The following is a 13,455-nucleotide window of genomic DNA, read 5'->3' on the forward strand; positions in this document are numbered from 1 at the left end:
CTTCCGTGACCTGCCGCTGCGCATGGCCTGCCGCGCGCGCCGGTTGCGCCGGTGGCAGGACCACCCAGCGGCAGCGGTTGGTATACTGCGAGGTTATGGCCAAGAAGAATTCCGGAAAAAGCGAGGGCTCCGCGACGATCGCGCTGAACCGCAAGGCGCGGCACGATTTCTTCATCGAGGACCGTTTCGAAGCCGGGCTGGTGCTCGAGGGCTGGGAGGTCAAGTCCTTGCGCGAGGGCCGCGCCCAGCTCAGCGAATCGTACGTATTGATGCGCAATGGCGAAGCCTGGCTGTTCGGGGCGCATGTAACCCCGCTCAGCACGGCCTCCACCCACATCCACCCGGATCCGACCCGGACCCGCAAGCTGCTGCTCAAGCGCTCCGAGCTCAGCCGCCTGATCGGCGCGGTGGAACGCAAGGGCTACACCCTGGTGCCGCTCGCGCTCTACTGGAAACGCGGGCGGGCCAAGCTCGAGATCGGGCTCGCCAAGGGCAAGAAGGAATACGACAAACGCGCGACCGACAAGGAGCGCGACTGGCAGCGCGAACGCGGCCGGATTCTGAAGAGCCGCTGACCGGCCGACCTATATCGGGGCCGGGCGCTGCCCGGCTCAGTCCCTGCGCAGATTGCCTTGCCGCCTCGAGCGAGGCCCGGGATCCGCTCGAGCTGGCGCGCATTCGAAATCCCGCGCCTGCAACCGATCGCCGTGCAAGCGGTTTTCGGGGCTTCGCACCACTGGCGAATGGCGCGAGACCGCAGCCACTGCCACCGAGCGGTTCAGGAACGCTCATGCCGCCAGGGCGACGGAACCCCGGAGGATTGCTCCAGCAGCGCGACCAGTTCCGCGTGGGCCGCGAGTTCCTCCGGGCCGGGCTCGATCACCGGCAGCCGTGCCTGCGACCGGCGGGCGCGCTGCGGGGTCGACGCCGCGGTCGTGTCCGGACCCGTCTGATCGAGTCCCAACGCGACCTGCCCCCCGGTCATCGCGAGGTAGACCTCGGCGAGCAGCTCGGCATCGAGCACCGCGCCGTGCAGCACCCGGCCCGAGGCATCGACCTGGTAGCGACGGCAGAGTGCGTCCAGCGAGTTGCGTGTCCCGGGGTGCATCTGACGCGCGAGCACCAGCGTATCCAGCACCTGACAGATCTCCTCGATGCGGCGAACCCGCGCACCGACCCGCTGCAGCTCGTGGTTGATGAAGCCCAGGTCGAAGGGCGCGTTGTGAATCACCAGCTCCGCGCCGTCGACGAACTCCAGGAAACGCTCCACCACATCGCCGAACCGTGGCTTGTCGCGCAGAAACTCGTTGGTGATTCCATGCACCTCCACCGCACCCGCGTCGATCTCGCGGTCCGGCTGCAGGTATTCGTGCAGCCGTTCGCCGGTCACGCGCCGGTTCACGACTTCCAGACACCCGATCTCGATGATCCGGTGCCCCGCCGCGGGATCCAGTCCCGTGGTCTCGGTGTCCAGTACGATCTGCCGCATCCGTCGTCTCCTCGTGCGCTGCCGCGGGCATCCGCGGGATCAGCCTTGTCTCCGCTGCGCCGCCAGCATCTCGTCGATTGCCTGGTTCGCCAGCTGGTCTGCACGCTCGTTCTCCGGGTGGCCGCTATGGCCGCGCACCCAGAACCACTCGATTTCGTGCTGCGCCGCCAGGGCATCGAGCCGAAGCCAGAGATCCTGGTTCTTGACCGGTTTCCCGCTGGCGGCACGCCACCCCCGACGCTTCCAGCCCGGAAGCCAGGAGGTGATCCCCTGCTTCAGGTACTGCGAATCGGTGAGCAGTTCGACCCGGCAGGGCCGGGTCAGCGCCTCGAGCGCCTGGATCGCGGCGGTCATTTCCATGCGGTTGTTGGTCGTGTCGGGCTCGGCACCGCGCAGTTCGCGTTCCCGGCCCCGAAAGCGCAGCACGGCTCCCCAACCGCCCGGGCCGGGATTGCCGCGGCAGGCGCCGTCGGTATAGGCATAGACCACGTCGTCGTTTACGCCCATTGCGACCCCCCTGCTGCTCGGACCGGCATGCGGGGCCAGCGCCAGCCTGCGCGCGGCGTCAGCGGGATCGACTCCCGCCGTTGGGCAATGGTCAGCACGCAGCTGCCCAACAGCGGCAGCCAGGCCGACGCCAGCGCGTCGGGTCGGCCGAGAACGCGCAGCCAGCGGCCCGGCAGCTGCGCCGGCAACACACTGAGCGCCTGCTGCCGGCGCACCTGAAGCCCTGCGCTCTCGAGCCGCCGGCGGTGCTGCCGGCGCCGCAGACCCGCCGGCATCGACGCCGCCCAACGCGATCGCGGGACGCGGTCGCAGGCCGTCGTGTCGAGCAGGAACAAATGGCCCTCGGGGGCCAGCACCCGGCACGCCTCCATCACCAACGCGTCGACATCCTCGGCCAGGCTGCCGGCATGCGCCAGCACCACGCATTCAAAGGCCTTTCCGGGCAGCGGCAGGCGATCGGTTTCGGCGCGCAGCGGCGCCTGCTCCGGGCCGATCCGCAGGATCCAGGCCATGCGCACCCAGTCGGAATGCACCACCTCGACCGGCGCCAGCTCCAGCAGCGAATCGCCGAAGTGCAGGCGTTGTCGCTGCCGGATCTCCCGGCCGAGCACCTCCCGCACCCGGCGCCCCTGTGGTCCGGCGTACCAGTCGCGCAGACAATCGGCACAGGAAGCTTGGTGAAATGTCTTCTCTGGACTATGCTTCAGGTCCATGATTACTCGACTTCTTCCTGTCTCCATCGTCGTGGCCGGGGCGATGCTGCTCGCGACCGGCTGCAGCCTACACGATTCCGCCAGAACCAGCGCGGCCGTCGAAACCGCAGGCACCACGGTCGGCGAGGAGCCGTCGACCGCGGCCCGGCAGGAAAAAGACCTGTCGCGGGACGCAAGCCGGGCGCTGCGTCGAACCGCACTGCGCCCGGACGACGCCCCGGACATCTGGTCCCGAGCCCGGATCTCGTTCACATTCACCGACGAGCTGCACCACCCACGGGTCGCACCCTACATCGAACACTACCGCAGCAATCCGAACATCATCGCCGTGTCGTCGGCACGCGCGCGGCCCTTCGCGTATTTCATCCTGACCGAAATCGAGCGCCGTGGACTCCCGGGCGAACTGCTGTTGCTCCCGATCGTCGAGAGCGGCTATTCCACCGAGGCGACCTCCAGAGCGCGCGCGGCCGGGATCTGGCAGTTCATCCCCAGTACCGGCAAGCACTTCGGGCTCATCCAGGACGACTGGTACGACGGCCGCCGCGACGTGTACCAGTCCACGCATGCAGCACTGGATTACCTGGAACGTCTGCATGCGCGCTTCGGCGACTGGTACCTGGCGCTGGCAGCATACAATTTCGGTCAGGGTAATGTCGCCCGAGCCATCGCGGCAAACGCTGCAGACGGCAAGCCGACGGATTACTGGAGTCTTCAGCTGTCGAGCGAGGCGATGTCGTATGTCCCGCGGCTGCTCGCGCTGCGCGCGCTGTTCGAGCAGCCGTCGCGCTACGGCGTGACGCTGCCGGCGATCGCCAACCGCCCCTATCTCGAGCCGGTGGAACTCGGCCGGCAGGCGGACCTCGAGTACGTGGCCGAACTCGCTCGGGTCGAGGCTCGCGAGGTGCTCGCGCTGAATCCCGGCTACCGCCGCAGCATCACCCACCCCCATGCCGCGCAGCATCTGCTGCTTCCGGCATCGGCGGCGCAGCGGCTGCAAACGGCGCTGCGCCAGCGGGGAAACGATCATCCACTGGTGCGCTACACCGATTATCAGGTTCGCGCTGGTGACACCCTCGGACAGATCGCGCGGCGCCATGGCCTGTCGGTGGCCGAACTGCGCGGCCAGAACCGGTTGAACGGTGACCTGATCCGGGTCGGCCAGACGCTGCGCATTCCGACCTCCGGCCAGGCCGCGACCCGCGATCCGGTGACCGTCCCCGCACGCGCGATCTCCGGTCCGCGCGAATACACCGTGAAGGCCGGTGACAGCCTCTGGGGCATTGCCAGGCGCCATGCGGTCAGCGTCGGCGCCCTGCGCGAGCGCAACGACCTGGCCGCGAATGCCGTCCTGCAGCCCGGCCAGGTATTGCGTCTGCCCGCCGCGACCGACAGCGTCGCCCGCGACAACACGCAGCGCATGCAATACCGGATCCGGCCGGGTGACTCGTTGAACGCGATTTCGCGCCGCTTCCAGGTCGAAGTCGCCGACGTGCAGCGCTGGAACTCGCTGAACGGCCACCAGATCCGTGCCGGCGATACGCTGACGCTGTACGTCGCCGCGAACCTCGCAACCGACGGGTAGCACCAGGATTTCCGCCCCGTTCGACGCCTGACCTTCGGGCTGCCAGCCGCAGGGCCGTATGCACGTAGCGCAGCCTTCGGGGGGCGATTCCCCGCGCGGCGGGCCGCGTTCATTCGCTGTTCAAACAACGCGCGTATGCTGTCCTGACCAGAAACACCGGGAGAATCACGATGCGCAGCCTTTATCTGGTTCCCGCGCTTGTGCTGGTTTCCGCATCCGTACTCGCACAGCCTCCGGCACACGCCCCAGCCCATGGGGCGAGGGGCGGCGGCGGGCCGATGCTGCAGGAACCGCGGCCGGACATTCACCACGATGCAATCCGGCAGATCTTCGGACGTCACCAGACGGCCCAGGCGGCGGCGCTGCCACCCGGCATTCGCATGAATCTCGCGCGCGGCAAGCCGCTGCCACCGGGGCTCGCAAAGCGCGTCGGAGACCCGCTGGCCCGCGACCTGCCCAGCTATCCGGGATACCACTGGTACCTGGCGGGAAACGATGCATTGCTGGTCGACGCCTACACGCGGGTGATCGTCGACGTGATCGACCGCGTCTTCCGATAATCCGCGGCGGCATGCCGCGCGGGAATTGCACAAGCCCCCGAGCGCAGGTGCAGCGCCGGAATGCCTGTGGCGTCATGCCGGTAACACCGGGGCCTGCGCCGGGCGCCACCGAACAGGGACGCGATCAGGCCAGCGTCCGCCCCCATCCGGATCGCGGCTTGTTCGACTCTCCACGCCGGGCGGTTCACAGTGCCACCGACACCTGCGCTGCCGTTTCCGGCGGCCGGTGGTCGCACAACGGCCACATCGGTATGATCGCTCTCGGCCCGCAGCATTCCGGTTTCGCGGCGACAGGCGTTGCGTTGCCGGCTCCTGCTGCAACCACCGAGCGGCGTGGTCACCCGGGTGCGACGCCGACCAGATAAACGAGGAGGGTTAGATGGGGTTCCTGAAGGGAAAGCGCGCGCTGATCGTTGGTGTCGCGAGCAACCGTTCCATTGCCTACGGCATCGCCGAAGCCATGCGCCGCGAAGGCGCCGAACTGGCCTTCACCTATCAGAACGAGCGCCTGCGCGAGCGCGTCGAGAAACTGGTCGCGACCTTCGACTCGGACATCCTGGTGCCCTGTAACGTCGAAAGCGACCAGGAGATCGAGCAGGTCTTCGAGCGCCTGGACGACTACTGGGACGGCATCGACATCCTGGTGCACTCGGTCGCCTTTGCGCCCAAGGAACAGCTCGAAGGCGATTTCCTGGACAACATCACGCGCGACGGTTTCCGGATCGCACACGACGTCAGCTCCTACAGCCTCGCGGCGCTCGCCAAGGCGGGCCGGGGCATGATGAAGGATCGCAACGCGTCGATCCTCACCCTGAGCTACCTGGGCGCCGAACGCGCCATGCCCAGCTACAACGTGATGGGCCTTGCGAAGGCCAGCCTCGAGGCCAACGTCCGCTATCTGGCCTACACGCTCGGGCCGGAATCGACGCGGGTCAATGCGGTTTCCGCCGGCCCGATCCGCACGCTGGCCGCCGCCGGCATCGGCGACTTCCGGCGCATCCTGGACCATGTCGAGAACAACGCCCCGCTGCGGCGCAACGTGACGATCGAGCAGGTAGGCAATGCAGGCGCATTCCTGTGCTCGGACCTTGCTGCGGGCATTACCGGCGAGGTGATGTACGTGGATTCCGGCTACAACATCCTCGGACTGGGTCCGGGCGAGGTCGGTCTGGAATAGTTGCGCGGGCGGGCGAGGATCCACCCTCGTCGCGCCCCCGCTTGCGGCGCCCGGCTACTGTCCGGGCGCCGCCGCCGTCACTCGAGGTTCTCGGGATAGCGGCGCACCTTGGCCTCGGACTCGAGCCAGGCGAGGTAGGCCCGCAGTTCGGCACCGGCATAGGCGATCTGCAAGTCGTCGGCGATCCGGTCGAGTTCCTCCGCCACCGCATCCGGTTCCAGCATTTCGACCGACTCGAGGACCAACAGCGCGAAATCCCCATCCGGCAGCCGCACGCCCTCGTTCCGGGCACGGTCGTCGACTGGCGCCGCCATCTGGAACAGGTGCCGGATCAGCGCCGACGGCATCTCGACGTCTTCCGCCTCGGGGCCGGTTGCCCGGTGTACCGGTACCGACTGGATCCAGGCTTCCGGTTCGGCCTCGGCCAGCCCGGCCACCGTGGCGTCACCCGCCTCGAGTTTCGCCAGAATCGACTCGCCCAGCTCGCGCGCGGCCTGCGCGGCCGCGTCCCGGCGCAGCGTCTGGCGGATCTCGTCCTCGACTTCGTCGAGCGGCAACACCCGCGGCTCCTGACGCTCCTGCATCCGCAGCACCACGGTGCTGCCGTCCGCCAGATCCACTGCCTCGCTGTTCCGGCCATCGACGCGCACGGCGGTCCCGAACGCCGCTTCACGCACGCCGGGGAACTCGGCGATCCCGGCGCCGGCGCCGCGCGTGAACCAGTCGCTGGTATAAATCTCCAGACCGGTTGCGCGCGCAGCGGGTTCGAGGCTGTCGGGATACTCGAACGACTGGGCCATCAGGTCATCCAGAACCTGGATCTGGCGCTGCTCGGCACGCCGGTCACGCAGGTCGCGTTCGACCTCGTCCCGCACCTCGTCGAACGGTCGCGGGCGCGACGGCTCGATTTCGGTGACCTCGAGCACATGCCAGCCCTGGCGGGTCTGCACCGGCTGACTCACCAACCCGGCAGGCAGCGAGAAGATGACCGTTTCGAGCACGGAATCGAGATCGCCGCGCGCTATCCGGCCGATGTCGCCGCCCCGATCCGCAGACAGCGTGTCCTGCGAATACTCTCGAGCCAGGTCGGCGAATTCCTCGCCCTGGTCGAGCCGCTCCCGGATCTCCCGGATCCGCGCCTGCGCATCCTCCGCGTTCGGCTCGATCAGGATCTGGCGAACGCGGCGCAGCTCCGGCTCAGTGTAGCGCTGCGCGTTCACCTGGTAGTGTTCACGAGCCTCGTCCTCGGTCACCGAGATGCCTTCCTCCAGCTCCCGTGGATCGAGATGCAGGTACGCCACGCGCATCCGCTCCTCGGTCGTGAAACGTTCGGGGTTGTCCTGGTAGTAGGCCTCGATCGCCGCGTCGTCGACCACCTCCGGCCGATCGAATGCGTCGGCCTCGAGAATCCGCCAGCTCGCCACCCGCACCTGGTTGCGCAGTTGGGCGTACTCCTGGACCTTGCTCATCGGCAGGTCACCGCTCGCCTCGACCGCCTGCTGGATCTGGGCCATCACGATCTGGTGTGCGACATCGCGCTCGAACTCGCTGGGCGAGATCCTCTGTGCCTGGAGTAGCGCATGGTAGCGCTCCGGGAGGAACCGGTCGTTCTCGCGAAATTCCGGGATCGCCTGGATTTCCCGCACCACCCCGGTGGCCGAGGCGCGGAACCCCGCTTTCTCGGCCGCCTGGCGCAGCAGTTCCCGCTGGATCAAGGCTTCGAGGGCCGCGTTTCGGATCGCACGCTCGTCGAACAGATCCGCAGGGACCTCCCCGCCGAACATGCGCGCGATCTGGTCGCGTTGCACGCGCGTCTCCTGGTGTACCAGGCGCACCGGGATTTCCGTCTTGTTCACTTCCGCAGCCACCAGTGGCCCGGCGCCTCCGAAGTACTCGCCAAGGCCCCAGAGGGCGAACGGGATGGCGATCAGGCCAATGATGACGTAGGCGAGCCAGCCGGTCGCCTTGTCGCGAATGGATTGCAGCATTGTGATTCCGCCAAGGGTAAGAACAGTGCGAAGCGGTTGATGATAACAAGAGCTTCGCGATAGAGACATTCGAAATGGGGTTTGGTTTCCGCGGGCGCGTGTCCTGCCCCCGGTCCGCACACCGACATGGGCGCATCGCAAGCCCCTACTCGAATCGAAAACCGGATCGGGTGGCCATGTGCCGCCGGCTGCCATTGGCAGCCACCCCGTTTCCGGCTACCCTCACCCGGCCAACGCAAGAACGCGGATCCCCGGGGGAAGGCGCGCGACCGATCCGGACACCGCAGGATCCACGTCGCGTACAACCCGCCGGCGCACCCGCGGTGGAGACCGCCATGCGACAGCAAAGCCACGCTCTCTCGGTCCGCAGTTCCGGCCAGGGCCTGTACGAGTGCACCGACGCGGTGCGGCGCTGGGTACAGACCGCAGGCATCCGGGAAGGACTGCTGACGCTGTTCGTGCAGCACACCTCCGCAAGCCTGCTGATCCAGGAAAACGCCGACCCGGACGTTCGCAGCGACCTCGAAGACTTCTTCGCGCGGCTGGTACCCGAGTCCGGGATCGCCTTCCGGCACCGTTCCGAAGGGCCGGACGACATGCCGGCGCACATCCGGGGGGCGCTGACCCAGACCCAGCTGAGCATTCCGATCCTCTCGGGGGTGCCCGCGCTCGGTACTTGGCAGGGCATCTTCCTGTTCGAACACCGTCGCGCGCCGAACGAACGCCGGATCCTGCTGCACCTGATCGGCGAGTAGCGCGGGTCTACGGGTGTCGCCGTGGCACGCGGCTTGCGCGCGGGCCGTGTTCCGGGCGTTCCGGCCTCTGCGGCGGCGCCGGGGAGGAAAGGGCTCGCGAGGGGCCGGATTCCCGCTATATTCACTACGAGCCTTCGGTGACACGCCCCCCACCCCGACCCGGCAGCGAACCCATGAGCGCCCAGGAGCCCACCCTCGAGCAGCTGCGCAACATCGGCATCATCGCGCACATCGACGCGGGGAAGACAACGACCACCGAGCGCATTCTGTATTACACGGGGCGCACGCGCGCGCTCGGCTCGGTCGATGCCGGCACCGCTGTCACCGACTGGATGGAGCAGGAACGCGCGCGCGGCATCACCATCGTCTCGGCCGCCGTCTCGTCGGAGTGGCGCGACCACCGCATCAATCTGATCGACACCCCGGGACATATCGACTTCACCGCCGAGGTCCAGCGTGCGCTGCGCGTACTGGACGGCGGCGTCGTGGTTCTGGACGCGGTCCAGGGCGTCGAGCCGCAGAGCGAGACCGTCTGGCGCCAGGCCGATCAGTACCGCGTGCCACGGATTTGCTTCGTGAACAAGATGGACCGCATCGGCGCGGACTTCGACCGTGCGGTCGCCTCCCTGCGCGAGCGTCTGGGCGCCGAACCGGCCGTGCTGCAGCTGCCGATCGGCGCCGAATCCTCGTTCGAGGGAGTCATCGACCTGTTGTCCATGCGCGCCGTGCGCTGGGCCGATGAACTCGGCGCCCGGCGCGAGTACGGCGAGATCCCGTCCGCGCTTCGCGAGCCCGCGGCCACCGCCCGTGCGGCGCTGATCGAACGGATTGCCGAACACGACGACGCGCTGCTTGCTGCCTATGTCGATGGCGTCGAGCCGGCCCCCGAGCCGCTGCTCGCGGCGCTGCGCCGCGCGACGCTGGACCTGCGGCTGTTTCCGGTGCTGTGCGGGTCGGCGCTGCGCAACAAGGGGGTTCAGCCCCTGCTCGATGCGGTCGTGGATCTCCTGCCCTCACCGCGCGAGGTCGGACCGGTACACGGTGTGGAGCCGCGCAGCGGCCAGAAAATCGAGCGTCCGCCCGACCCGAAGGCGCCGTTGAGCGCGCTGGCGTTCAAGGTCGCGGCCGACCCCTACTCCGGGCGACTGACCTATGTGCGGGTTTACTCGGGCCAGCTGCGCACCGGCATGACCGCGTACAACACCCGCAACGCGCGGCGCGAGCGCGTGGGCCGTCTGGTGCGAATGTATGCCGACCAGCGCGAGGACATCGAGGAAATCGCTGCCGGCGACATTGCGGCGATGCTCGGCAGCAAGGGAACACGGACCGGCGACACGCTCTGCGCCCCCGAGCAACCGGTGCTGCTCGAAACCATCGCCTTCCCTGAACCCGTCGTCTGGGTCGCGGTCGAGCCGCGCGGCGCCGCCGACCAGGACGCGCTTGCAACGGCCCTGCATACGCTGGCCGAAGAGGATCCGACGTTTCGCGTGCGCCACGACGAGGCCACCGGCCAGATGCTGGTGGCGGGCATGGGCGAGCTGCACCTGGAAGTGCTGCTCGAGCGGGTACGCAGCGAGTTCCATGTCGGCGTCAACGTCGGCCGGCCGCGCGTGGCGCACAAGGAAACGATCGGCCGCGAGGTTCCGCATGTCGAGGGTCGGCACATCCACCAGACCGGCGGGCACGGGCAGTACGGACACGTGGTCCTGGCGCTCGCGCCAGGCCCGCGTGGTTCCGGCCTGGTTTTCGAGAGCGCGCTCAGCGGAGGCGCGATACCGAAGCAGTTCCTTCCTGCGGTCGAACGCGGCGTGCACGATGCGGCGCAGGCCGGGGTTCTTGCGGGATACCCGGTCACCGACGTGCAGGTGCGGCTGCTCGACGGCTCGCATCACGAGGTGGACTCGTCCGAACTGGCCTTCCGCGCCGCGGCGCGCGTGGCTTTCGAAGAAGGCCTGCGCCTGGGCGCACCGGTGCTGCTCGAGCCGATCGGACGGCTCGAACTGCTGGTACCCGAGGCGTATCTGGGCGACGTGATGGCGCTGCTCGCCGCGCGCCGCTGCGATGTCACCGGTCTGGAGGCGGGCCCGAGCGGCGCAGAGGTCGTGCGCGGGAACGTCCCGCTGGCCGAGATGTTCGGTTTCGCCTCCGCGCTGCGCTCGGCCAGCCAGGGGCGGGCCCTGTTCACGATGGAGCCGCTGCACTACGCGCCGGTAGACCCGGAACTGGCCCGCCGCATCCTCGGCACGGGCGGCGCCCGCTCCCCATCCTAATGGGCCATCGTCAGGCTGGCCGGCCGAGGCGCAGGCTGGCCAGCGCGACCACGACGTAGGCGGCCGCCGCTCCCTGCATCACGAAGGCAAAGCCCGCGCCCAGCGCGATCAGCGTGGCCAGCGCGGTGGCCGAGACGGACAGGCAGCTGTCGATACCGCAGGCCCAGGGAATGTGGGTGGCGTCGCTATCCGCGAGACGGCGCAGACCGAAGGGGAACATCATGCCCATCAGGAATGCAGGCGGCGCGAGCAGCAGAACCACGACCGCGGCCCTTGCGCCCGGGGGCCAGCTCATCGACAGGTCGAGCACCGGCATCAGCCAATGGGCATAGAGCAGGATCAGCCCGGCGATCGCCACGCCGGTGAGCAGGACATTGCGCCGCGTCGCCGCGATATGTGACGACCACAGGCTGCCGGCACCGGAGCAGACGAGCAGCGTGGCCAGTACCGCGGCCGTGGCGTACACCGGCTGCCCCAGATAAAGCACCAACTTCTGGATCAGCACGATCTCGAAGAACATGAAGCCGATGCCGGTCGCGGAGAAGTACAGCAGCGTCCAGCGGCGGCGGCTGCCCTGCCAGCCGACCCGGAACAGGGGAAGCACGATCAGGATCACTGCGGCGGCTACGATCTGCAGGAGGGTCACCGCGGCCAGCACCAGCCCGAGTTCCAGGTACGGCAGCTCCCGGGCACCGTAGATCGCCTGCAGTTCGGGAATGCTGGACAGGCGCATGAACTGTCCGAAGAAAGGTCGGTCGTCGGTGGTCGTACCGATGGCGAACAGGTAGTCGTCGAGCAACGCCGCCGGGTCGCCGTGCAGCAGGGTATCGACGTGTTCCAGAAAGCTGCGATCGGGCAGCCGGTTGAATCGGTCGCGCTCGCCGGGCTGCACGTCCTCCAGCAGCAGCGGGTCGAATGCCAGGTCGCGGGCGAATTCCCGGATATGCCCGCGCTCGGCGTCCGAGAGCGCGGTCCGGCTCAGCAGATAGGTGGTCGTGCCCCAACTGCGCACCGCCGCCACGTGCGCCGGCGCGTGCCCGATACCCTCCCGCTCGAGCAGCGTGCGCCAGGTCGCGAGCAGCCGCAGGGGCTTGCGCGGGGGCTCGTCCTGCCAGACCGTGACCGCAATGATGCCCTGGTCGCTCAACGCGTCCCACATCGCGGCGAACGCGTCCAGTGTCAAGCCGTACTGCTCGCGCAGCGCGTACACGCCCGACGTGCCGCCGAAGGCGCCGAGCGGCGGCAGCACGATCAAGTCGTAATCCTGCTCTCGCTCCCCGGCCAGATAGCTGCGCACCGTGGTACCGAGAAGGCTGACGGTGGGATCGCGATAGATCGAATCGATCCACTCCGGGTACCGGTCCCGCAGCAAGCGGTTGGCCTGGCGGTGGGGCTCGACCGCGGTGATCGTTGCCGCGCCGTGACCCAGAGCATGCGCCACATCCTCGCCAGCGCCCGCGTCGAGCACCAGCACCGACTCCGGGTCGCGCACCGCGTAGGGCAGCCCACGGGTGGTGTGGTCGAGCAGATGCACTTCGCCGGTCCCGGCGCGGCCGAGCAGCGTGCCGTAGTACTCGCCGTTGTTGAACATCACGTCGCGCACTGGCGGCTGGCCGCGGAACTGCAGACTCAGCGAGGGCGCGTAGCGCTGGGCATCGGCGCGCACGACCTGCAGCAGGCCGTGCGGGCTCGATGCGCTGTGGACGATCTCGGCGCCGGGCAGCAGCAGCGCGGCGTGGATCGGCTTGTACTCGGAGGGCTGCGGTCCCGGCGGGTTCACCAGGCCGATCACCGGCACCAGCAGCGCGGCGGAGGCCATTGCCACGGTCGCCGCCTTCGGGACCGACCGCGGCCGCGTGATCCACGCAGCCAGCAACAGCGCCAAAGCCAGCAGCGCCGGGAGCCGTTCCGGCGGCAGCGCCCACAAAAGCCCCAGCACCAGCACTGCGCCGGCACCCGATCCCACCATGTTCGCGAAATAGAGCGAGCCGATGCGCGCCACTTCCCGGTAGAAGACCAGCGTGATCGCCAGCCCGGCGAAGAAGAAGGGCAGCGCGTAGACCAGGTACAGGAACAGCAGCAGGCCTACCTGCCCGGGGTCGAAGAACAGCAGAAACGTGTCGAAATCGCCGAACACCCCCGAGAGCCAGGCGGTCGCGGCCATCGTCACCGCGCTCGCGCCATACAGCAGCGGCAGTGCGGTGGCGTAGTGGCGCTGCAGCGGCTCGCGCAGCAGCACCAGCGCGGTCCCGGCGGCGCCGAAGCCCAGCAGGGCGGTGGAGATCACCATGTAGGCGAAGTGATGCCACTGCGACACCGCGAGCAGTTGCATCACTACCAGCTGGAACGCGATCACCGCCGCCGATGCCAGCGCGATCGACCAGGACACCCAGCGCGGAGCGGGGATCATCACC

Annotated in this window: 11 protein-coding genes; 6 read left to right on the forward strand and 5 right to left on the reverse strand. The window is 68.5% G+C overall.

What is annotated here, in order from left to right; genetic code table 11:
• Positions 1-95 precede the first annotated feature (95 nt).
• Positions 96-575 carry an SsrA-binding protein SmpB gene (gene smpB, locus THITH_RS12760; RefSeq protein WP_006748525.1) on the forward strand — a complete coding sequence of 160 codons (480 nt, stop codon included), beginning with the start codon at positions 96-98 and terminating at the stop codon, positions 573-575.
• A gap of 203 nt (positions 576-778) precedes the next feature.
• Here the strand turns inward: smpB and dnaQ are convergent, their stop codons facing one another.
• From dnaQ to THITH_RS12775, 3 genes are read right to left on the reverse strand one after another with little or no spacing between them, the layout of a single operon-like run.
• The gene (gene dnaQ, locus THITH_RS12765; RefSeq protein WP_006748526.1) at positions 779-1,489 is read right to left on the reverse strand and encodes a DNA polymerase III subunit epsilon; all 711 of its coding nucleotides are present in this window, start codon (positions 1,487-1,489) and stop codon (positions 779-781) included.
• Between the two features lie 39 nt (positions 1,490-1,528).
• Entirely contained in the window at positions 1,529-1,996 is a 468-nt protein-coding gene (gene rnhA / locus THITH_RS12770) for a ribonuclease HI (protein WP_006748527.1), read from the reverse strand.
• Positions 1,987-2,709, reverse strand: coding sequence for a methyltransferase domain-containing protein (locus THITH_RS12775; RefSeq protein ID WP_006748528.1), 723 nt, complete (start codon positions 2,707-2,709; stop codon positions 1,987-1,989). Before THITH_RS12775 ends, rnhA begins: the two co-directional genes overlap by 10 nt.
• On the opposite strand from THITH_RS12775, the gene THITH_RS12780 reads away from it, so the two are divergent.
• From THITH_RS12780 to THITH_RS12790, 3 genes are all read left to right on the forward strand, one after another.
• Positions 2,708-4,291, forward strand: a complete 1,584-nt coding sequence (locus THITH_RS12780) for a lytic transglycosylase (protein WP_025367549.1) — start codon at positions 2,708-2,710, stop codon at positions 4,289-4,291. The two genes, THITH_RS12775 and THITH_RS12780, sit on opposite strands and share 2 nt — an antisense overlap.
• A gap of 170 nt (positions 4,292-4,461) precedes the next feature.
• Complete coding sequence (locus THITH_RS12785) at positions 4,462-4,851, forward strand: anti-virulence regulator CigR family protein (RefSeq protein WP_006748530.1); 390 nt, start codon at positions 4,462-4,464, stop codon at positions 4,849-4,851.
• Positions 4,852-5,230: 379 nt separating this feature from the next.
• The gene (locus tag THITH_RS12790; protein WP_006748531.1) at positions 5,231-6,028 is read left to right on the forward strand and encodes an enoyl-ACP reductase FabI; all 798 of its coding nucleotides are present in this window, start codon (positions 5,231-5,233) and stop codon (positions 6,026-6,028) included.
• A 77-nt stretch (positions 6,029-6,105) separates the two neighbouring features.
• Here the strand turns inward: THITH_RS12790 and THITH_RS12795 are convergent, their stop codons facing one another.
• Positions 6,106-8,016 (reverse strand): SurA N-terminal domain-containing protein, encoded by a 1,911-nt coding sequence (locus THITH_RS12795; protein ID WP_006748532.1) that lies wholly within the window; start codon positions 8,014-8,016, stop codon positions 6,106-6,108.
• A gap of 335 nt (positions 8,017-8,351) precedes the next feature.
• On the opposite strand from THITH_RS12795, the gene THITH_RS12800 reads away from it, so the two are divergent.
• The gene (locus THITH_RS12800) at positions 8,352-8,771 is read left to right on the forward strand and encodes a secondary thiamine-phosphate synthase enzyme YjbQ (RefSeq protein WP_006748533.1); all 420 of its coding nucleotides are present in this window, start codon (positions 8,352-8,354) and stop codon (positions 8,769-8,771) included.
• A 173-nt stretch (positions 8,772-8,944) separates the two neighbouring features.
• A complete protein-coding gene (gene fusA / locus THITH_RS12805) occupies positions 8,945-11,041 on the forward strand; it encodes an elongation factor G (protein WP_006748534.1) in 2,097 nt (698 codons plus the stop codon).
• 10 nt (positions 11,042-11,051) lie between these two features.
• Here fusA and THITH_RS12810 read toward each other — a convergent pair whose 3' ends face one another.
• A complete protein-coding gene (locus tag THITH_RS12810; RefSeq protein WP_006748535.1) occupies positions 11,052-13,451 on the reverse strand; it encodes a spermidine synthase family protein in 2,400 nt (799 codons plus the stop codon).
• Positions 13,452-13,455 lie beyond the last annotated feature (4 nt).

Origin of the sequence: Thioalkalivibrio paradoxus ARh 1 (genome assembly GCF_000227685.2) — a bacterium.
Lineage (GTDB): Bacteria > Pseudomonadota > Gammaproteobacteria > Ectothiorhodospirales > Ectothiorhodospiraceae > Thioalkalivibrio > Thioalkalivibrio paradoxus.

Bases quoted from the DNA above. Each gene is read 5' to 3' on its own strand.
- smpB (WP_006748525.1), top strand. From the start codon at position 96: ATGGCCAAGAAGAATTCCGGAAAAAGCGAGGGCTCCGCGACGATCGCG.
- dnaQ (WP_006748526.1), bottom strand. From the start codon at position 1,489: ATGCGGCAGATCGTACTGGACACCGAGACCACGGGACTGGATCCCGCG.
- rnhA (WP_006748527.1), bottom strand. From the start codon at position 1,996: ATGGGCGTAAACGACGACGTGGTCTATGCCTATACCGACGGCGCCTGC.
- THITH_RS12780 (WP_025367549.1), top strand. From the start codon at position 2,708: ATGATTACTCGACTTCTTCCTGTCTCCATCGTCGTGGCCGGGGCGATG.
- THITH_RS12775 (WP_006748528.1), bottom strand. From the start codon at position 2,709: ATGGACCTGAAGCATAGTCCAGAGAAGACATTTCACCAAGCTTCCTGT.
- THITH_RS12785 (WP_006748530.1), top strand. From the start codon at position 4,462: ATGCGCAGCCTTTATCTGGTTCCCGCGCTTGTGCTGGTTTCCGCATCC.
- THITH_RS12790 (WP_006748531.1), top strand. From the start codon at position 5,231: ATGGGGTTCCTGAAGGGAAAGCGCGCGCTGATCGTTGGTGTCGCGAGC.
- THITH_RS12795 (WP_006748532.1), bottom strand. From the start codon at position 8,016: ATGCTGCAATCCATTCGCGACAAGGCGACCGGCTGGCTCGCCTACGTC.
- THITH_RS12800 (WP_006748533.1), top strand. From the start codon at position 8,352: ATGCGACAGCAAAGCCACGCTCTCTCGGTCCGCAGTTCCGGCCAGGGC.
- fusA (WP_006748534.1), top strand. From the start codon at position 8,945: ATGAGCGCCCAGGAGCCCACCCTCGAGCAGCTGCGCAACATCGGCATC.
- THITH_RS12810 (WP_006748535.1), bottom strand. From the start codon at position 13,451: ATGATCCCCGCTCCGCGCTGGGTGTCCTGGTCGATCGCGCTGGCATCG.